A 20,652-nucleotide genomic window follows, 5' to 3' on the forward strand; every position below is an offset into this window, starting at 1 on the left:
TCAAGCTCACACCTCTCCATTGCTTGGTTGCCTTATTTTTATATTCAAATAAAATAGAAGCCATTAGTAGCCCTAATGGCTTTTTTGTTGCTGATTTTCCTATTTTGTCTATCGTAAATTGAGTGTGGTGGTTCTGCCTTCTTTAGCACCCAATTGCGCAAATCAAGGTTTGGCCGCAACGCACCTAAAATAAAGGCAATCATTCTTACTTATGCATGGTTTGGCAAAGCTGCTTGTAATTGATGATGACGCATCAAGTCGTTTAAATTTAAGCAATATATTGGAATTTGTTGGAGAAAATTGCGAAGCGGTCAGTTCTGATCAGCTCAGCGATGTTGATTGGTCTAGCGTATGGTCGTGCTGTATTGTTGGTAATATTCCAGCAGGTCAAGCGGCGAGTACGGTTATCTCTCATTTAAACAGCGCTTACCACATCCCTCTTCTAGTCATGGGCCGTTTTCCTTTGCCTGTTGATGATCTTCCAAATTTTGTTGGTGAACTAGAGCTGCCGCTTAATTACCCACAGCTTAGTGAAGCGTTACGCCACTGCAAAGATTTTCTGGGGCGAAAAGGAGTGAATGTTGTTGCTAGTGCACGCAAAAACACGCTTTTTCGCAGCTTAGTTGGTCAAAGTAGAGGTATTCAAGAAGTTCGACACCTGATCGAGCAAGTATCAAACACGGAAGCAAACGTGTTGATCTTAGGTGAGTCCGGTACAGGTAAAGAAGTTGTTGCGCGTAACATCCACTATCACTCTTCATACCGCGATGGCGCATTTGTACCTATTAACTGTGGTGCAATACCGCCTGAGCTCCTAGAAAGCGAATTATTTGGTCACGAAAAAGGCGCGTTTACTGGTGCGTTAACTGCCCGTAAAGGTCGATTTGAGCTCGCAGACGGTGGCACTATCTTTCTTGATGAGATTGGCGATATGCCAATGTCGATGCAAGTAAAGTTGCTTCGTGTATTGCAAGAACGCTGCTTTGAACGTGTAGGTGGCAATAGTACCATCAAGGTAAATGTTCGAGTTGTGGCGGCGACACACCGTAATCTAGAAAATATGATTGAAGAAGGTACGTTCCGAGAAGACTTGTTCTATCGTCTGAACGTGTTTCCAATTGAGATGCCAGCGCTGAAAGAGCGCAAACAAGATATACCATTGCTGCTGCAAGAACTGATGACACGTTTAGAGGCGGAAGGCGGACAACCTATCTGCTTTACACCTCGTGCAATCAACTCACTGATGGAGCATAACTGGCCGGGCAACGTACGCGAGTTGGCTAATCTTGTTGAGCGAATGATTATTCTGTATCCAAATAGCTTGGTGGATGTAAACCATCTACCAACCAAATATCGCTACAGTGACATCCCAGAGTTCCAACCAGAGAGCAATCCATTTGTTTCGGTGGAAGAGCAAGAGCGTGATGTATTCCAAGATATCTTCTCTGAAGATTTTAGCTTTGAAGATCAAGACGACCTTGATCACAGCATGAACGCCCCGCAAGCGCTGCCACCGGAAGGGGTTAATTTGAAAGAGCTGCTGGCTGATTTAGAAGTTAATATGATCAGCCAAGCATTAGAAGCGCAGGGTGGTGTTGTAGCAAGAGCGGCCGACATGCTGGGTATGCGACGTACTACGCTGGTGGAAAAAATGCGTAAGTACAACTTACAGCGCTAGGTAAAGTGAAGTTTTTTAAGACGATATCTGAATTATCACTTGTGCTAGTTAACATCGTTTTTCTGGCATCCAAAACCGTTACCTCTGAGTGTCAACTTATTGTCGATGGCTTAACGTCCTGATAAATATAAAAAATAGCTTGGTACGCTAATTGCTTACCAAGCTATTTTAGTTTTAGCGGCGATATTTCGACAGGCAGTAATGGATAACAACACCAATCAATCCCATTTAGATTCCGTAGAGAATCAGGTTGAGCGCTACAAACAGGTGCTCGATGTGATGCCTGCTGGAGTGATTTTGCTCGATACGTACGGAGTAGTGCGTGAAGCAAATCCAGAAGCGCACCGAATTCTTGAGATTCCACTGGTTAACGAAAAATGGTTCAACGTTATTCAGGCGGTGTTTGACCCACGTGAAGATGATGGCCATGAAGTTTCATTACGTAATGGCCGTAAAGTTCGACTCGCCATCTCGGCGTCCACAACAGGTCAATTGATCCTGATTACCGATTTAACCGAAACCCGTTTACTTCAAGCTCGTGTCAGTGATTTACAGCGCTTATCGTCGTTAGGACGTATGGTTGCGTCGCTTGCTCACCAAGTAAGAACGCCGCTGTCGAGCGCTATGTTATATGCATCCAATTTGGGAGCGCCAAATCTTCCTCCAGCGACAAAAGATCGCTTCCAAACCAAATTAATGGATCGACTGCACGATTTGGAAAAGCAGGTTAATGATATGCTGCTTTTTGCTAAAGGTGGTGATAATAAGGTCATTAAGCCATTTACGATTGCCCAGTTGGTAGCGGAATATCAGCCGATGGTCGAAACCGCGCTAAAAAACAACAGTATTGATTACTGCCTAGAAGTGGAAGAAGAACAAACTGAGCTACTAGGCAATGCGAACGCCATTGCATCCGCATTAAGTAATCTGGTCATGAATGCGATTCAAATGTCTGGTAAAGAATCGCAAGTCGATATTTTTTTCCGCCCGGTAAATGGTGAGTTACGCATTTCTGTGCAAGACAGCGGACCGGGAGTGCCCGAAGAACTGCAAGCCAAAATTATGGAGCCATTTTTTACCACACGTTCTCAAGGAACTGGATTAGGGTTGGCAGTTGTTCAAATGGTTTGCCGTGCCCATGACGGTCGATTGGAACTTATTTCAGAGCAGGGTGATGGAGCCTGCTTCACCATGTGCATTCCGCTAGAGCGAGTGCAAACAGAAGCGCAATAAGCGGCTTTTGGTAATAACAATTTCTGGAGAATCATAATGGCGCAAAGCAAAGTGCTGATCGTAGAAGACGATGAAGGTCTTCGTGAAGCCCTAGTCGATACTCTGGCTCTGGCAGGGTATGAGTGGTTGGAAGCGGACTGTGCTGAAGATGCACTGTTAAAGCTGAAATCGAATACGGTTGATATCGTCGTTTCTGATGTGCAAATGGCGGGTATGGGTGGCTTAGCTCTGCTCAAAAGCATCAAGCAGAATTGGCCTAACTTACCAGTATTGCTAATGACGGCGTACGCCAACATTGAAGATGCCGTGTCTGCAATGAAAGATGGCGCGATTGACTACATGGCGAAACCATTTGCACCAGAAGTATTGCTGAACATGGTCAGTCGATATGCACCGATCAAAAGCGATGACAATGGTGACGCGGTCGTGGCAGATGAAAAAAGTCTGCGTCTACTTGCGTTGGCCGATAAAGTGGCACGTACAGATGCGAATGTTATGGTGCTAGGTCCTAGTGGCTCAGGTAAAGAAGTGATGTCGCGCTATATTCACAACGCGTCAAATCGTAAAAATGGTCCTTTTGTCGCAATTAACTGTGCCGCGATTCCTGACAATATGCTCGAAGCAACACTGTTTGGCTATGAAAAGGGCGCATTTACTGGTGCTGTTCAGGCATGCCCAGGAAAGTTTGAACAAGCACAAGGTGGCACAATCTTACTTGATGAAATCAGTGAGATGGACTTGAACCTGCAAGCGAAGTTGTTGCGTGTTTTGCAAGAGCGAGAAGTAGAGCGCCTAGGTAGTCGCAAAAGCATCAAGTTAGATGTTCGTGTGTTAGCGACGAGTAACCGTGATCTTAAGCAATACGTGTCAGAAGGAAACTTCAGAGAGGACTTATATTACCGCCTGAATGTATTCCCAATTGCGTGGCCTGCACTTAAAGAACGTAAAGGCGATATTGCACCGCTTGCCAAGCATCTTGCTGAGCGTCATTGCAGCAAAATGGGCATGCCAGTGCCTCAATTCTCGACCGTTGCGTTAGAAAAACTATTGCAATACCCTTGGCCGGGTAATGTTCGTGAATTGGATAACGTGGTTCAACGAGCGCTGATATTAAGTGAAAATGGCGACATCGATGCTGAGCACATTTTGCTTGAGGGCGTAGATTGGCAAGATGCCAATAGCTTACAACACGTGGTGCAAAATGCAGATATGGTCGTGCCCAATGTTAAGCCAGTTGCGCAAGCTGAGAATGTCAGCCGCCCCGTAACTGGTGGAGAAGGCTTAGGCAGCGAGCTGCGCGATCAAGAATACGCCATTATTTTAGAGACTTTGGTTGAGTGTAATGGTCGACGCAAAGAAATGGCGGAGAAACTGGGTATAAGCCCTCGAACCTTGCGCTATAAGCTTGCCAAAATGCGTGATGCTGGTATAGATATCCCGAATTAACACAGACAACGGCCATAAGACAAAAAGTGTAAGTAAATTGATTGCTAATGTCTTATGGCACGTTAATTGCTGTGTCAATAATCAGTTTTGTTAATAGTCAATCTTTTGGCTTAGAGGTGCTAATGAAAATTGATGGTATTCAGGCAGAAATGCGCGCCATGATGGTAGAAGCAACCAATACGGCTCCTACTGCAAGTGGGGCGAAAGTTGGAGCGGATTTTAACGATCTCCTAACTAAAGCCATCAATAACGTGAACACACTTCAAAAAGCATCTGGTGATTTACAAACCCGTTTTGATCGTGGTGATGCCGATGTATCCCTTTCTGACGTTATGATCGCTCGTAACAAGTCTAGTGTCGCTTTTGATGCGACGGTTCAAATTCGCAATAAACTCGTTGAGGCATATAAAGACCTCATGAACATGCCAGTGTAATTTAGGTAATAAGTGTGGCAGACAAGTCTACAGATTTAACCGTCACTGAAGGCGGCTCAGATGGTGCACTGGTAGCAAGTTCCGATGTGGATGTGGAGAGTCAAAATCCAGATCTAGAGGAGCGCAGTGCGTCAAAATTCGATATGGCAGTGGGCGACCTCGATTTACTTCGTCAGGTTGTGCTTGTGCTGTCGATATCCATCTGTGTTGCATTGATCGTGATGCTGTTCTTTTGGGTCAAAGAACCGGAAATGCGCCCACTTGGTGCGTATGAGACCGAAGAATTGATCCCCGTTCTGGATTATCTGGACCAGCAGAAAATCAATTATAAGCTTGATGGCAATACTGTTTCTGTTGAATCGAGTGAGTACAACTCGATCAAACTTGGCATGGTTCGTTCCGGCGTTAACCAAGCTACAGAAGCGGGCGATGATATTTTGCTGCAAGACATGGGTTTTGGTGTTTCACAACGTCTCGAGCAAGAGCGTCTCAAACTCAGTCGAGAGCGCCAATTGGCTCAAGCAATTGAAGAAATGAAGCAAGTTCGCAAAGCACGAGTGTTATTGGCACTGCCAAAGCACAGCGTGTTTGTGCGTCATAACCAAGAAGCGTCTGCGTCGGTATTTTTGACATTGTCGACAGGCACGAACCTTAAGCAGCAAGAAGTGGATTCTATTGTCGACATGGTAGCGAGTGCCGTGCCGGGAATGAAAACTTCTCGAATTACCGTCACAGATCAGCATGGCCGCTTACTCAGCTCAGGCTCCCAAGATCCTGCTTCTGCGGCGCGACGCAAAGAACAAGAATTAGAACGCAGCCAAGAGCAAGCGCTGCGCGAAAAAATTGATTCCGTACTATTACCGATTTTAGGTTATGGCAACTATACGGCGCAGGTTGATATCCAAATGGACTTCAGTGCGGTTGAACAAACCCGCAAACGCTTTGATCCAAACACCCCTGCGACCCGCAGTGAGTACGCACTCGAAGATTACAATAACGGTAACATGGTAGCGGGTATTCCGGGTGCGTTGAGTAATCAGCCTCCAGCGGATGCCTCAATTCCGCAAGATGTGGCTCAAATGAAAGATGGTTCTGTCATGGGGCAGGGTTCAGTTCGTAAAGAGTCCACGCGTAACTTTGAGCTAGATACCACCATCAGCCACGAGCGAAAGCAGACCGGGACGGTGGCTCGTCAGACCGTTTCTGTTGCGATTAAAGACCGTCGTCAAGTTAACCCTGATACGGGTGAAGTGACTTATACCCCAATGTCCGAATCTGAAATCAATGCCATTCGCCAAGTATTAATTGGTACCGTTGGCTTTGATCAAGGCCGTGGCGATTTGCTGAATGTATTGAGTGTAAAGTTTGCTGAGCCAGAGGCTGAGCAGCTAGAAGAACCACCAATTTGGGAGCACCCTAACTTCAGTGATTGGGTTCGTTGGTTCGCAAGTGCATTAGTGATTATTGTGGTTGTGTTGGTTCTGGTTCGCCCAGCAATGAAGAAATTGCTTAACCCTACCAGCGATGATGAAGACGAAATGTACGGACCAGACGGCTTGCCGATTGGTGCGGATGGTGAAACTAGCTTGATTGGTAGTGACATCGAAAGCAGCGAACTGTTCGAGTTTGGCTCAAGTATTGATTTGCCAAACCTTCATAAAGATGAAGATGTATTGAAAGCGGTTCGCGCTCTGGTTGCGAATGAACCTGAACTGGCTGCTCAAGTAGTGAAAAACTGGATGAATGACAATGGCTAACGATATCGTACCTCAAGATGACAACGCCGCGGGAATGCCAGTAGAGCTGGATGTTTCAACCATTACTGGCGAAGAAAAAGCGGCAATTTTGCTACTGAGCCTTAATGAACAAGATGCAGCTGGCATTATCCGTCACCTAGAACCAAAACAGGTTCAGCGTGTTGGTAGTGCGATGGCTCGCGCGAAGGATCTCAGCCAAGACAAGGTATCTGCTGTTCATCGTGCGTTTTTGGAGGATATCCAGAAATACACCAACATTGGTATGGGCAGTGAAGACTTTATGCGTAATGCACTGGTTGCCGCTCTTGGTGAAGACAAAGCCAACAACTTAGTTGACCAGATCCTACTTGGTACGGGCTCAAAAGGCTTGGATTCTTTGAAATGGATGGACCCACGCCAAGTGGCGAGCATTATCGTCAATGAACACCCACAGATTCAAACTATCGTACTGTCTTATTTAGAAGCAGACCAATCTGCAGAGATTTTGTCTCAGTTCCCTGAGCGCGTGCGTTTGGATCTGATGATGCGTATTGCCAACCTTGAAGAAGTTCAGCCATCAGCATTGGCAGAGTTGAACGAAATCATGGAGAAACAGTTCGCGGGTCAAGCGGGTGCACAAGCAGCCAAAATTGGCGGCCTGAAAGCAGCAGCGGAGATCATGAACTACCTAGACAACAACGTCGAAGGTTTGTTGATGGAACAAATTCGCGATCAGGACGAAGACATGGCGACGCAAATCCAAGACCTAATGTTTGTCTTCGAAAACTTAGTCGAGGTGGACGACCAAGGTATTCAGAAGTTGCTGCGTGACGTACCACAAGACGTGTTGCAAAAAGCACTCAAAGGTGCAGATGACTCGTTACGTGAGAAAGTCTTCAAGAACATGTCTAAACGTGCTGCTGATATGATGCGTGATGACATAGAAGCGATGCCGCCAGTACGAGTGGCAGATGTAGAAGCCGCTCAGAAAGAAATCTTAGCAATTGCCCGTCGAATGGCGGATGCTGGTGAGCTCATGTTGTCTGGCGGTGCTGACGAATTCTTATAATTTCTATTGCTTCGCAATTATCCTATTGCGGAGCACCCTCACTTCTTAATCGAACACACAATAGGTAACCCATGGCTGGCGATAGAAAACGTGGATTTATCCGTCCTGATGAAGATGATTCGATGATCGAACCTCAACGTTGGGGGCTGCCTGATTATGGCGAGCCTAAAGCCAAACAAGCAAAACAAACCGCGTTCAACTATGACCCGGGATGGGTGCCGAATTTTGATGAGCCTGAAGAAGAGCAGCCACTTGCGCTAACCGAAGAGCAAATTGAACTGATTAAGCAAGGTGCTTATCAAGAAGGCTTACATCAAGGTCAGGAAGCTGGCTTTAAGCAAGGTTACGACAAAGGTAAAGAAGAAGGGTTGCAAGCCGGCCATGCTGAAGGTCTCGAGCTCGGAAAAGCTGAAGGGGTAACTGCAGGGCAAGAATACATTCAGCAGCAAGTTGAAACTTTTATGAACTTGGCCAATCAGTTTGCTCAACCTTTGGAGTTGATGAATGCTCAGGTTGAAAAGCAGCTGGTGGATATGGTGCTCTGTTTAGTTAAAGAAGTGGTGCACGTTGAAGTACAAACCAACCCTCAAATTATTTTAGATACAGTGAAGCAGTCGGTTGAAGCGCTACCAATATCAGGCCACCCTATTACCTTGCACCTGAATCCAGAAGATGTCGCGATTATTCGTTCAGCTTATGGTGAAGAAGACCTTAATTGTCGCAACTGGACGTTAGTTGCTGAGCCATCGCTCAATCGAGGTGACGTCCAGATTGAAGCCGGTGAATCAAGCATTAATTATCGCATGGAAGAACGCGTCAAAAGCGTATTGCACAGCTTTTGTGGCGCAAACCGTCATCAAGAGGGCGAGTAATCCATGCAAGCACTCTCTGACCGCTTAAAAAGCTACAAAGTTGAAGGCCTTACGACGCGCCCTGTCGCCTCTGGCAAACTGGTGCGTGTGGTTGGGTTAACGTTGGAAGCGACCGGCTGTCGCGCACCAATTGGCAGTTTATGCTTAGTGGAAACCATGTCAGGTCAGATGGAAGCCGAGGTTGTCGGCTTTTCAGGTGACAACCTATTTTTAATGCCAAGCGAACAAATTACGGGCATTTTACCTGGCGCGAGAGTCACCCCTTTAACCAGTGACGCTGGTTTGCCTGTCGGCATGGAGTTACTTGGGCGCGTGATAGACGGGGTTGGGAATCCACTTGATGGACTTGGCCCTTTGTATACCGATCACCGTGCCTCTTTTAGTGCCGAACCAATCAACCCGTTGGCTCGAAAGCCAATTTCTGAACCGCTCGATGTTGGCCTAAAAGCCATCAATGGTTTGTTGACGGTTGGTAAAGGTCAGCGTATCGGTCTGTTTGCAGGTTCTGGTGTGGGTAAATCGGTCACGCTTGGCATGATGACGCGAGGCACCACCGCACAGGTTGTGGTCGTCGGCCTGATAGGTGAGCGTGGACGTGAAGTTAAAGAGTTCATCGAAGAGATCTTGGGTGAGGACGGTCGTCGCCGCTCAGTGGTGGTCGCGGCGCCTGCCGATGCTTCACCTCTAATGCGCTTAAAGGGGTGCCAAACGGCATTAACGATTGCTGAATACTTCAGGGACCAAGGGTTAGATGTTCTGCTATTGATGGACTCGTTGACTCGTTTTGCACAAGCACAGCGTGAAATCGCACTTTCTGTTGGTGAGCCGCCAGCGACGAAAGGCTACCCGCCTTCTGTATTTGCCAAGCTGCCAGCGCTGGTTGAGCGAGCGGGTAATGGAAGTGCCGAACAAGGCTCGATTACGGCGTTCTTTACCGTGTTGACCGAAGGGGATGATTTGCAAGATCCGATAGCGGACGCATCGCGAGCCATTCTTGATGGCCATATTGTACTTTCTCGTGAAATGGCGGATGCAGGCCATTATCCGGCGATTGATGTCGAGAAGTCGGTGAGCCGTGTTATGCCGCAAATCACGACCGAAGAGCACGTTCTGATGTCAAAAGCGGTGCGACAGGTCTTGTCTATTTGTCGCAAGAATCAAGATTTGGTCTCGATTGGAGCGTACAAACCGGGTACCGATCCTGCTATTGATGGCGCATTTACTTTGAAACCGAAGTTAGACGAATACTTGCAGCAGAGCATGAAAGAATCGGTGCCATACGATATGTGCGTCAATATGCTTAGAAACATTTTGGGTGGGTGATAGCGCGTGAATAATGCGATGGAGTTTCTACTTGAGCAAACTAAGGATCGTGAAGACCAAGCTGTGCTTGCACTGAACAAAGCGCGTTCTGAACTCGAAGATTATTACCGTCAGGTTGAACAAATTGAAAAGTATCGGCTTGATTATTGCCAGCAACTCGTCGACCGTGGTCAGGCGGGCCTAACGGCAAGTCAATATGGACACCTAAATCGATTCCTTACCCAGCTAGATGAAACTTTATCTAAGCAAAAGCAAGCAGAAAGTCATTTCAAAGAGCAGGTTGAAAACTGTAAAGAATATTGGTTAACCGTGCGTAAAGAACGCAAATCCTATGAGTGGATGATAGACAAACGCGAAAAAGAGAAACAACTTGCTGAAGCTAAGCGCGAACAAAAGCAAATGGACGAGTTTTCCACCTTACTTTACAGTCGAAAACCACATCGTTTCTAAAGGTTATCGGTTCGATATTGCATTACGGTGTTGCAGTTGACTACATCTCTACCGATTCAAGTAAGGTAACTTTGATTGAGTCTTGTTCAATTAGCTCAAATACCTTCGGTCGAATCTCGTGAACCCACCACTCGTTGTATGTTTTTTCGTAGAGAGCCTGGCGTGCTTGTTCATTGTCGAACTCTCTAAGCCAAACAAAATAGTCATGTCCATCATCACCAGTGTGGACGTAAGTATTCAGTACACGCATGCCTTGTGAGCGTTGATAGGGCAACAGTTCTTCCTTCATCCAACTTAGCCACTGTTCTGTTTTGCCTGCTCTGATTCTATATTGGCGTAATTCTGTGATCTTCAAAGTGATTCCTTAATTGTTAAGTCAAATGTCTGTTTACGCTTATCGTTTTTCAAAGTCAATCAAGTAGCTGTACATCATGTTAGAAACCAGGTTCTCGGATAGTACTGTTGATGTTTGTTCCATAAACATGCCATCTATTAGCTTACCGAGAATTGGCTCAATATTGTGGTGTGATTTTTGCATTTTAGCTGTCAGTGTCGGGTCTTTTTGACCTTTGTTTGCCGCCAGTATTGCTGTCTGTCAGCGATACGCTCAGAGCCACGAGAACGAGAGTTTCTAAATGAGTGTGAATTTGTCCCATGTATCTGCGACTACCAAGACGCCAGTTTCTGATATGTCCGCTAAAGCGTCCGCAGAGAGCACTGAGAGCAAGGGATTTTTAGAAACGTTAACCGATGCATTTGCTGGTAAACAAAAGCCCGAAAAAGTAGCAACAGAATCGACAGTGGTTGAAGAAAAAGAAAGAGCGGATGTAGGCAGTACTTCTTCTGCTAACGTCTCGGACGAATTGTTGGCGCAAGAAAGCCAAGAATCCGTCAGTGACGGGACCCATGATTTTGATGAAATATCAGCAAACAAACCGAATGCAACCTTAAGTGAAGAAGTAAGTTTACAAAAGGCGAGTAACAGCACACCTTTGGAGCATGATGTTGAAGCTATTGAAAAAGTGAAATCAACATCAATTGATACGAGTAACCCATCAAATACAATGGACGTAAAAAGCACGATGGGCGAAGGACAACAGCTTCTTGGTCGAATTGAACAAGCGAATCAAACCCTGAATGCGAGTAATGCATCCATCGATAGTGGCAAAGTTTTGCCTCAGAGAGCAAATTTAGTGCATTCGTTCCACGAGCAAGCAACCGTTTCGACAAACCTTGATGAGCTGGCTTTGAATGAAACGCCATTAGTTCATTCGCTTGAACAAGCACAGATGATCCCAGGACAAGACTTAGAGCCAATTTTAGATAAGAATGGTCAACCTATCGATGTCGACAAACTCTCGTCTGAGTTTGCTGCTTGGCAAGAGCTAGCGAAACAAGCCAGCCATCCGACGACTAAGAGCGCAGTCAGTGGTGAAGTAGCTAATGAGCTGTCGCCGTTGTTAACAGACGTTGATGGTTCCAACATCGACGCGCTTCCACGAGTCTCCTTGGATGAACTTGAAGTTATAGATACCAAGTTGGCGCAAGGAAAACCACTGACCCAGCAAGAAGCTCAGATCATTGAAGGGTTGAAACAAGGAACGATCACGGCGGATATTCCTGAGCAAGACCTTGCCCAATTTGTTGCGCTCCCTAATGACATTAAACAGATTCTAGCAGAGCAACAAGTACAACATAACTTAACTCGCCAGGCTGGACCTATGGCAGTGTCTCAGCAAATCCAGCATACAGCGGCTCAAGTACCCCAGCCACAAGCTGCTCATAGTGGAGATAAAGTCGCATTATCTTCAACGCCCGATACGTTGATAGCCGCGCAAGTGCCGACGTCGCTTCAAGGTGTGAAAGACGGAGAGATTAGCCAGAAAGTGATGAACGCAGCATTGGCGACTGGTGCGCTAAAGGCGACTGCGGATAAACAAGATAAGCCGGATCTCCAACACGGCTTCGCTGGACAGCTTCAGGCTATGGCAGGTCAGCAAGGAATTAATGTACAGCAACAAGCGCGTATTGATGCTGCACAACAAGCTCAGCTTCCGTTGCAACTAACTAAAGAGCTAGCCAACGAGCAAGTTGCGGAAAAAGTGCAAATGATGATGTCGAAGAATCTGAAAAATCTCGATATTCGTCTTGATCCACCAGAGTTAGGTCGTATGCAAATTCGTATGACCATGAATAACGACGTTGCCAATGTACATTTTACAGTGAACAACCCGCAAGCTCGTGACATTATTGAACAGACGCTCCCTCGTTTGAGAGAAATGCTAGCGCAACAAGGTATGCAGCTGGCTGATTCTTCCGTCCAGCAACAAAACAGCGGGCAACAGCAAGGTAGGTATACTGCTGAACAACATGGTCAAAGCGCGCAAAGTGGCGGTTTTTCTGGACAGTCCGAAGAGGGTTTTGAATCTGATGTCAATCTGGATTTGAATGTCGCTTCAAAGCGTGATGGAATTAGTTTTTACGCATAAAAGGCCGTTTAACGGCAATGGCATACGGTTACCAAGCAACTCACTAAAACGTCTTGGTAACTCAAAAGAACAATAAGAGACAAGAATGGCAGAAGAACAGTTACAAGGGGCCGATGCGCCGAAAGGAAAAAGCAAGTTACTTATCATCATCATCGCTGTTGTAGTATTACTACTTGGTGGCGGGGCAGCGGCATTTTTTCTAATGGGCTCTGATGAACCTGCTCAGGCTGAATCGTCTCAACAGGCTCAAGTGAAGGCATCGAATGCTGCGCCCATCGCGTATGTGAATCTTCCTCAGGCATTTGTATTTAACGTTACTGGGGATAGCCGCGATAGGTTGGTTCAAATTAAAGCGCAGTTAATGGTTCGCGGTGCAGAAAATGAAGAGTTGGCGCGGTATCATTCGCCACTGATTGAAAGCTCTATGCTATCAACGTTTGCTTCCGCGACGGTTGATCAATTGCGCTCTCCTACAGGACGAGTGGAATTGCGCGATCGTGCTTCCGAAGATATCAAAGCAGCGCTGAATGCTGCGGTCGGTAAGCCAGTGATTGAAAAAGTACTGTTTACAGATTTTGTTATTCAATAGGTAAAACGTGACCGATCTATTAAGCCAAGACGAAATTGATGCGCTATTGCATGGGGTTGACGATGTTGATGACGTCGATGAACCGATAGAAAACGACACTGAGGGTGCCGTCAATTTTGATTTCTCGTCGCAAGACAGAATCGTACGTGGTCGAATGCCGACGCTCGAACTTATCAACGAGCGCTTTGCACGGCACATGCGTATTAGTCTGTTTAATATGCTGCGTAAAACGGCAGAGGTGTCGATCAATGGCGTGCAGATGATGAAGTTTGGTGAATACCAGAACACATTGTACGTGCCAACCAGTTTGAACATGGTGCGTTTTCGTCCGTTAAAAGGCACTGCGTTGATCACCATGGAGGCTCGTTTAGTCTTTATTCTGGTAGAAAACTTCTTTGGCGGTGATGGTCGATTCCACGCCAAAATCGAAGGCCGTGAATTTACCCCAACGGAACGCCGCATCATTCAGTTGTTACTGAAAATTGTATTTGAAGATTATAAAGAAGCGTGGTCGCCAGTGATGGGGGTAGAGTTCGAATATCTCGACTCTGAAGTAAACCCAAGCATGGCAAACATTGTCAGCCCGACAGAAGTGATTGTCGTGAGTTCATTCCATATAGAAGTTGACGGCGGTGGCGGCGATTTTCATGTCGTTATGCCTTACTCCATGGTTGAGCCTATTCGTGAACTATTGGATGCAGGTGTTCAGTCCGACAAGATGGAAACGGACGTTCGCTGGAGCTCAGCACTACGTGAAGAGATCATGGATTGTCCGGTTAACTTCCGCGTGAACTTGCTCGAAAAAGACATTTCTTTGCGTGATCTCATGGAGCTGCAACCGGGCGATATCATCCCGATTGAAATGCCAGAACATGCGACGATGTTTGTAGAAGACCTACCGACCTATCGCGTAAAAATGGGTCGTTCGGAAGACAAATTAGCGGTGCAAATTTCTGAGGAAATTGAGCGCCCACATGTCGTCAAAACAGATTTAGCTTTCTTAGGTAAAGACATCATGTCTGAGCTTGAGAGTGAAGACGATATAGACCATTAAGATACCTTATTAAACAGACATGCTATGGCATGAGTAAGGCGTAACACAGGATAGAAAAATGGAACCAAGTGACGATCAAAAGCTAGCAGACGAATGGGCAGCCGCTCTTGGCGAAGACCCGTCTGCCCCTTCTGTAGACGTAGATGAAGTATTGGCTGCGCCACTGGAAGAGCTAAAAGACACTTCAAGCCCAATTAGCGAAGATGAGCGTCGTAAACTCGACACTATTATGGATATCCCGGTGACGATTTCGATGGAAGTCGGTCGTTCTCAAATTAGCATTCGGAACCTGTTGCAGCTTAACCAAGGTTCGGTTGTTGAGTTGGATCGTCTAGCCGGTGAGTCGCTCGACGTATTGGTTAACGGTACTTTGATTGCTCACGGCGAAGTCGTGGTCGTCAACGATAAGTTTGGTATCCGTTTGACGGATGTGATCAGCCAAACTGAACGAATTAAGAAGCTGCGTTAAGATGAGTCGTTCAATCAAAATGCGATTGAAGCAAATCACTGGAGCACTGAGCTTAATGCTAAGTGCTCCTTATGCATTGGCTGCCGCACCAAATAATCTGGATCTTGCGACGACACTTGGCTCGCTTGTGCTTGTAATCGGCGTGATTCTTTTGCTGGCTTGGTTGCTGAAACGTATGCAAGTGCCAGCGATGGGACAACAAAAGGGCTTGCGTATAGTGAGTCAGTTGCCAGTGGGTACAAAAGAAAGAATCGCAGTAGTTCAAGTGGGTGAAGAACAGTTTTTGGTTGGGATTACTAGCCAATCGATCCAAACTTTAGCCAAGTTAGATAAGCCACTGAAAGAGGAAGAGTTGGCGACCAATGCTTTTGCGACTCAATTTAGCCAGCTGATCAAAAAACATGACAAAGGGTAATCCAATTCGTTTGCTCCTGAGTACGTTGTTACTTTTTGTCGGCGTGCTGTTTTCTTCATTTACCTTTGCTGAAGCAGAGGAGTCAGCGCTGCCAGATAACTTAGCCGATGGAAGTAGTGTTACAGTTCAGGCTATGCAAAGTGATACTGGTGCTAGCCGTGCTATGTCCGTTTCTAGTGGCGGTGGTATTCCAGCATTCACCATGACCACGAACCCTGATGGCAGTGAAGACTACTCGGTTACACTACAAATTTTAGCGTTAATGACCATGCTTGGCTTCTTGCCTGCCATGGTGATTCTGATGACCTCATTCACTCGAATTGTAGTGGTGATGTCGATATTGCGTCAGGCAATGGGTTTGCAACAAACGCCTTCTAATCAGGTCATTATTGGTATTGCGCTGTTTTTGACCTTTTTTGTTATGTCTCCTGTCCTGAACGAAATCAACGACAAAGCTGTTCAGCCTTATTTGAACGAGCAAGTTACGGCGCGAGAAGCGTTTGATGCAGCACAAGCGCCAATGAAAGCATTTATGCTTAAGCAGACCCGAATCAAAGATTTGGAGACGTTCGTAACCATGTCTGGAGAGCAAGTCGAGAATCCAGAAGATGTGTCGATGGCGGTGTTGATTCCGGCTTTTATCACCTCAGAGCTAAAAACTGCATTCCAAATTGGCTTTATGCTCTTCTTGCCGTTTTTGATTATTGACCTTGTAGTCGCTTCGGTACTGATGGCAATGGGTATGATGATGTTGTCACCAATGATTGTTTCGTTGCCGTTCAAGTTGATGTTGTTCGTATTGGTCGATGGTTGGAACTTGATACTCTCGACACTTGCGGGCAGCTTTGCCCTTTAGATAAGCGCAGATAGAGGATAAGACATGACACCAGAAATGTTTGTCGAGCTTTTCCGTGAAGCACTTTGGATGGTGCTTATCATGGTCTGCGCCATTATCATCCCAAGCTTGCTTATCGGCCTTGTAGTTGCGATTTTTCAAGCTGCGACATCCATCAACGAACAAACATTGAGCTTCTTACCGCGTTTGATTGTCACGCTTTTGGCCCTGATGCTGTTTGGGCATTGGATGACGCAAATGTTGATGGAATATTTCTATGGCTTGATTGAACGCTTACCTCAGGTGCTTTATTAGAGGCGCCTATGGAGTACCCCACTAGCGTTGTCTTAGATTGGATCGCAAACTACTTCTGGCCCTATGTTCGTATCTCATCCATGTTGATGGTGATGACAGTAACCGGGGCCCGATTTGTTTCGCCAAGAATCCGCCTTTACCTCGGTTTAGCCATCACTTTCGCTGTCATGCCAGCTATCCCCGCCGTACCTCAAGACATTGAGCTACTCTCGTTTCGTGGCTTCATGACCATTGCCGAGCAAATGATCATCGGCATAGCGATGGGTATGGTTACTCAATTTATGATTCAAACCTTTGTCCTACTTGGTCAAATATTGGGTATGCAATCAAGTTTGGGCTTTGCTTCTATGGTTGATCCCGCAAATGGTCAGAACACGCCATTGCTTGGCCAGTTATTCATGTTCTTAACGACAATGTTTTTCCTTGCCACCGATGGACACTTAAAAATGCTGCAATTGGTGGTGTTCAGTTTTAAAACTTTGCCGATTGGCTCCGGCTCGCTCAACGCGGTTGATTTCCGTGAAATGGCAGGCTGGCTTGGTATTATGTTCCAAACGGCACTGAGTATGTCTCTATCTGGCATTATTGCGCTACTGACCATTAACTTGTCGTTTGGTGTAATGACCCGTGCCGCACCACAGCTGAATATCTTCTCGCTTGGTTTTGCTTTTGCTTTGATGGTGGGTCTATTACTTTGTTGGTACATACTGGCTGGTCTATACAGTCATTATGAAATGTTCTGGACAGTGGGTGAGGCGCAGATTTGTCGGCTTATTCGCTTGGAGTGCTAAGATTTGGCAGAATCAGACGGTCAGGAACGCACCGAAGAAGCCACGCCCCGACGGTTACAACAAGCCAGAGAAAAGGGGCAGGTCGCTCGATCTAAAGAGCTTGCATCAGCATCTGTGCTGATCGTTGGCGCCATTTCATTGATGTGGTTTGGCGAGGCGTTAGCACGTTCATTGTTTTCCATCATGAGCCGTTTATTTGATCTTCAACGAGAAGAGATTTTCGATACTGCAAAACTGTTTGATATCGCTTTGGGCGCGATGAGTGATTTGTTGTTCCCACTATTTTTGGTGTTAGCGACATTGTTTACCGCCGCCATGATTGGAGCAGCAGGTGTGGGAGGAATCAGTTTTTCTGCCCAAGCGGCCATGCCCAAGCTGTCGAAAATGAATCCGCTTAGCGGCTTAAAGCGAATGGTTGGAATGCAAAGCTGGGTAGAGTTGATCAAATCAATCCTTAAAGTGGTTCTGGTCACTGGTGTCGCCATCTATTTGATCCAAGCATCACAGGCCGATCTGATTCAATTGAGCATGGATGTGTATCCGCAAAACATCTTCCATGCTTTAGATATTTTGCTGAACTTTATTTTGCTGATCAGTTGCTCGCTATTGATTGTGGTTGCCATCGATATTCCATTTCAAATTTGGCAGCACGCCGATCAGTTAAAAATGACCAAGCAAGAAGTCAAAGACGAATACAAAGAGACTGAAGGTAAGCCGGAAGTGAAAGGCCGTATTCGTATGTTGCAAAGGGAAGCGGCTCAACGTCGAATGATGGCGGACGTTCCTCAAGCTGATGTTATTGTTACTAACCCAGAGCACTTCTCGGTAGCGCTTCGTTATAAACAGAAGACAGACCGTGCGCCAGTCGTGATCGCTAAAGGTACTGACCACATGGCGATGAAGATTCGAGAAGTCGCCCGCGAACATGACATTACGATTGTGCCCGCACCACCTTTGGCTCGTGCGTTGTACCACACGACAGAGCTCGAGCAAGAGATCCCCGATGGGTTATTTACTGCCGTCGCTCAGGTTTTGGCATTTGTATTCCAATTGAAGCAATACCGAAAACGAGGTGGACAGCGCCCGAAAATTCAAGATTATGATTTGCCAATCCCGCCCGAGCACCGTCATTGATACGAAAAGCGGTAAAGCCTTAAAAAAGCTCGTTTGATCAAAAGCTAAGCTCTATTTGAGTGTTTAGTCATTATTTTGGCGCTAATTATGGTACATAGATTGCTTAAAACGCTTTAATTATCAACCCTACCTAAACTTTTAGGCTAAAGCGGTCGCGTATTAATAGTAAGAGCTTACGTGACGCTTCAATCGATTGAGATCTCTCGCAGTATGAAGTTAAGCCTGCCGTTTGCAGATAAATTGCCACGAATCCCTCAACGTGAAATGCCAGCTATTGGTGCTCCGGTGATGGTTTTGGCCACCCTAGCGATGGTGGTACTGCCGATTCCAGCATTTTTGCTGGATATGTTCTTCACCTTTAACATCGCGCTGTCGATGGTGGTGTTGTTAGTGACCGTTTACACACGTCGCCCTTTGGACTTCGCTGCTTTTCCAACGGTATTGCTGATCGCCACGTTGCTCCGCTTGGCTTTGAACGTTGCCTCGACTCGTGTCGTCTTACTGCATGGTCATGAAGGCGGTAATGCGGCAGGTAACGTAATTGAGGCGTTCGGTAACGTCGTTATTGGTGGTAACTACGCGGTCGGCCTAGTGGTTTTCCTCATCTTAATGATCATCAACTTTATGGTGGTGACCAAAGGTGCGGGTCGTATCTCTGAGGTAAGTGCTCGCTTTACGCTTGATGCGTTGCCGGGTAAGCAAATGGCGATTGATGCCGACTTGAATGCCGGATTGATAGACCAAGAGCAGGCAAGAGTTCGTCGTTTTGAAGTGACCAAAGAAGCGGATTTCTATGGCTCGATGGATGGTGCCTCGAAGTTCGTAAAAGGTGACGCGATTGCCGGTATTTTGATTCTGTTTATCAACATCGTCGGCGGTCTGTCGATCGGTATGGCGCAGTATGGATTGGGTTTCGGTGAAGCGATTGAAATCTATACCTTACTGACAATCGGTGATGGTTTGGTCGCACAAATCCCATCGCTATTGCTGTCGATTGCAGCGGCAATGATGGTGACGCGCCAAAACACCGATGAAGACATGGGGGAACAACTGGTCTTCCAGATGTTCGACAACCCAAAAGCGCTGATGATTACTGCGGCTATTCTTGGTGTGATGGGCATCGTACCGGGCATGCCACACTTTGCGTTTTTGAGCCTGGCAGTCGCGGCCGGTGCAGCGGCATATTTCATCGACAAACGGCAGAAGCAGAAAGCGAAAGAGCCCGCTTTACCAGCAACAGCAGACGAAGGTACAGAACCTTCCTCACAGCGCGAACTGTCTTGGGATGACGTCCAGCCAGTCGATATTATTGGCTTGGAAGTCGGTTATCGCTTAATCCCTTTGGTGGACAGAGACCAAGGTGGTGAACTGCTAGAGCGCGTAAAAGGCGTGCGTAAAAAGTTATCGCAAGATTTTGGGTTCCTAATTCCAGCGGTTCATATTCGTGACAATCTTGAGCTGACCCCAAACAGTTACCGAATTACATTGATGGGGGTTGCGGTGGGCGAAGCAGAGATTCGTCCGGATCAAGAGTTAGCGATTAACCCAGGTCAGGTGTATGGCATGATTGATGGTGAGCCAACCATTGACCCTGCTTTTGGACTGGAAGCCGTATGGATCCGAGAAGATCAGCGTGAGCACGCGCAGGCTCTGGGTTATACGGTTGTTGATTCATCAACGGTATTAGCGACGCACCTAAGCCAGCTATTGACCAACAACGCATCACAGCTAATTGGTCATGAAGAAGTAGAGAATTTATTAGAAATGTTGGGACGCAGCGCGCCTAAGTTGGTCGAGAACTTTGTTCCTGACCAATTACCATTAGGTGTGGTGGTGAAAGTCCTACAAAACTTGTTAAACGAGGCCATTCCAATCCGCGATATTCGCACGATTGTTCAAACTTTGGCTGAGTACTCAAGTAAGAGTCAAGAAGCTGACATATTGACGGCAGCAGTTCGAATTAGTCTTAAACGTCTAATTGTTCAAGAAATCAATGGTATAGAGCCTGAGTTACCAGTGATTACTTTGATACCCGAACTGGAACAAATATTGCATCAAACTATGCAAGCATCAGGAGGCGAATCTGCGGGGATTGAACCGGGACTCGCTGAGCGATTGCAGTCTTCACTAAGCCAAGCGACACAGGAACAAGAACTGAAAGGCGAACCTGCCGTTCTGCTTACTTCCGGCGTATTACGCTCGACGTTGGCGAAATTTGTGAAGAACACAATACCTAATCTCCGGGTACTGTCTTACCAAGAAATCCCGGATGAAAAACAGATCAGAATTGTGCAAGCCGTGGGTAACTGATCTCACGCAT

At 46.5% G+C, this 20,652-nt stretch carries 21 protein-coding genes; 19 read left to right on the forward strand and 2 right to left on the reverse strand.

The features are described 5' to 3' along the window. Positions 1-211: 211 nt before the first annotated feature. The 9 genes from R7Q11_RS11390 to fliJ all read left to right on the forward strand — a co-directional run bounded on the left by R7Q11_RS11390 (position 212) and on the right by fliJ (position 10,241). Positions 212-1,678, forward strand: coding sequence for a sigma-54 dependent transcriptional regulator (locus tag R7Q11_RS11390; protein WP_005384490.1), 1,467 nt, complete (start codon positions 212-214; stop codon positions 1,676-1,678). Positions 1,679-1,879: 201 nt separating this feature from the next. Then, positions 1,880-2,911 (forward strand): sensor histidine kinase, encoded by a 1,032-nt coding sequence (locus R7Q11_RS11395; RefSeq protein ID WP_005380459.1) that lies wholly within the window; start codon positions 1,880-1,882, stop codon positions 2,909-2,911. A 36-nt stretch (positions 2,912-2,947) separates the two neighbouring features. After that, entirely contained in the window at positions 2,948-4,357 is a 1,410-nt protein-coding gene (locus R7Q11_RS11400) for a sigma-54-dependent transcriptional regulator (protein WP_213886952.1), read from the forward strand. A gap of 122 nt (positions 4,358-4,479) precedes the next feature. Then, on the forward strand, positions 4,480-4,791 hold the full coding sequence (fliE, locus tag R7Q11_RS11405; protein ID WP_005384482.1) for a flagellar hook-basal body complex protein FliE: 312 nt from the start codon (positions 4,480-4,482) through the stop codon (positions 4,789-4,791). A gap of 14 nt (positions 4,792-4,805) precedes the next feature. Continuing rightward, complete coding sequence (fliF, locus tag R7Q11_RS11410) at positions 4,806-6,548, forward strand: flagellar basal-body MS-ring/collar protein FliF (RefSeq protein ID WP_005380462.1); 1,743 nt, start codon at positions 4,806-4,808, stop codon at positions 6,546-6,548. Beyond that, complete coding sequence (gene fliG, locus R7Q11_RS11415; RefSeq protein ID WP_005380470.1) at positions 6,541-7,596, forward strand: flagellar motor switch protein FliG; 1,056 nt, start codon at positions 6,541-6,543, stop codon at positions 7,594-7,596. Before fliF ends, fliG begins: the two co-directional genes overlap by 8 nt. Before the next feature lie 71 nt (positions 7,597-7,667). Then, positions 7,668-8,468 (forward strand): flagellar assembly protein FliH, encoded by an 801-nt coding sequence (gene fliH / locus R7Q11_RS11420; RefSeq protein WP_005394317.1) that lies wholly within the window; start codon positions 7,668-7,670, stop codon positions 8,466-8,468. 3 nt (positions 8,469-8,471) lie between these two features. Next, positions 8,472-9,791 (forward strand): flagellar protein export ATPase FliI, encoded by a 1,320-nt coding sequence (gene fliI / locus R7Q11_RS11425; RefSeq protein WP_213904024.1) that lies wholly within the window; start codon positions 8,472-8,474, stop codon positions 9,789-9,791. Positions 9,792-9,797: 6 nt separating this feature from the next. Next, entirely contained in the window at positions 9,798-10,241 is a 444-nt protein-coding gene (gene fliJ, locus R7Q11_RS11430) for a flagellar export protein FliJ (RefSeq protein WP_005380474.1), read from the forward strand. A gap of 40 nt (positions 10,242-10,281) precedes the next feature. On the opposite strand, the gene R7Q11_RS11435 is transcribed toward fliJ, so the two are convergent. Together R7Q11_RS11435 and R7Q11_RS11440 are read right to left on the reverse strand one after the other, a co-directional pair. Further along, the gene (locus R7Q11_RS11435; RefSeq protein WP_170897463.1) at positions 10,282-10,596 is read right to left on the reverse strand and encodes an NIPSNAP family protein; all 315 of its coding nucleotides are present in this window, start codon (positions 10,594-10,596) and stop codon (positions 10,282-10,284) included. A gap of 39 nt (positions 10,597-10,635) precedes the next feature. Further along, positions 10,636-10,779, reverse strand: a complete 144-nt coding sequence (locus R7Q11_RS11440) for a hypothetical protein (RefSeq protein WP_182039393.1) — start codon at positions 10,777-10,779, stop codon at positions 10,636-10,638. A gap of 97 nt (positions 10,780-10,876) precedes the next feature. Between R7Q11_RS11440 and R7Q11_RS11445 the strand changes: the two genes are divergently transcribed. The 10 genes from R7Q11_RS11445 (at position 10,877) to flhA (ending at position 20,642) form a co-directional block, all read left to right on the forward strand. After that, entirely contained in the window at positions 10,877-12,730 is a 1,854-nt protein-coding gene (locus R7Q11_RS11445) for a flagellar hook-length control protein FliK (protein ID WP_225466449.1), read from the forward strand. Positions 12,731-12,815: 85 nt separating this feature from the next. Next, positions 12,816-13,319, forward strand: a complete 504-nt coding sequence (gene fliL, locus R7Q11_RS11450; protein ID WP_104975528.1) for a flagellar basal body-associated protein FliL — start codon at positions 12,816-12,818, stop codon at positions 13,317-13,319. Between the two features lie 7 nt (positions 13,320-13,326). Then, complete coding sequence (gene fliM, locus R7Q11_RS11455) at positions 13,327-14,373, forward strand: flagellar motor switch protein FliM (RefSeq protein WP_005380478.1); 1,047 nt, start codon at positions 13,327-13,329, stop codon at positions 14,371-14,373. 58 nt (positions 14,374-14,431) lie between these two features. Further along, complete coding sequence (gene fliN, locus R7Q11_RS11460; protein ID WP_005380479.1) at positions 14,432-14,842, forward strand: flagellar motor switch protein FliN; 411 nt, start codon at positions 14,432-14,434, stop codon at positions 14,840-14,842. A 1-nt stretch (position 14,843) separates the two neighbouring features. Continuing rightward, entirely contained in the window at positions 14,844-15,257 is a 414-nt protein-coding gene (gene fliO, locus R7Q11_RS11465) for a flagellar biosynthetic protein FliO (RefSeq protein ID WP_115386228.1), read from the forward strand. After that, positions 15,244-16,113: a flagellar type III secretion system pore protein FliP gene (gene fliP / locus R7Q11_RS11470; RefSeq protein ID WP_005380487.1), complete on the forward strand. Its 870-nt coding sequence runs from the start codon at positions 15,244-15,246 to the stop codon at positions 16,111-16,113. Before fliO ends, fliP begins: the two co-directional genes overlap by 14 nt. Before the next feature lie 24 nt (positions 16,114-16,137). After that, complete coding sequence (fliQ, locus tag R7Q11_RS11475) at positions 16,138-16,407, forward strand: flagellar biosynthesis protein FliQ (RefSeq protein ID WP_005380488.1); 270 nt, start codon at positions 16,138-16,140, stop codon at positions 16,405-16,407. An 8-nt stretch (positions 16,408-16,415) separates the two neighbouring features. Beyond that, a complete protein-coding gene (gene fliR / locus R7Q11_RS11480; RefSeq protein ID WP_005384463.1) occupies positions 16,416-17,198 on the forward strand; it encodes a flagellar biosynthetic protein FliR in 783 nt (260 codons plus the stop codon). Between the two features lie 3 nt (positions 17,199-17,201). Next, positions 17,202-18,332, forward strand: coding sequence for a flagellar biosynthesis protein FlhB (gene flhB, locus R7Q11_RS11485; RefSeq protein WP_005380490.1), 1,131 nt, complete (start codon positions 17,202-17,204; stop codon positions 18,330-18,332). Between the two features lie 210 nt (positions 18,333-18,542). Continuing rightward, the gene (gene flhA / locus R7Q11_RS11490) at positions 18,543-20,642 is read left to right on the forward strand and encodes a flagellar biosynthesis protein FlhA (protein WP_025998722.1); all 2,100 of its coding nucleotides are present in this window, start codon (positions 18,543-18,545) and stop codon (positions 20,640-20,642) included. Positions 20,643-20,652: the final 10 nt, after the last annotated feature.

The organism is Vibrio sp. 970 (assembly GCF_033339075.1).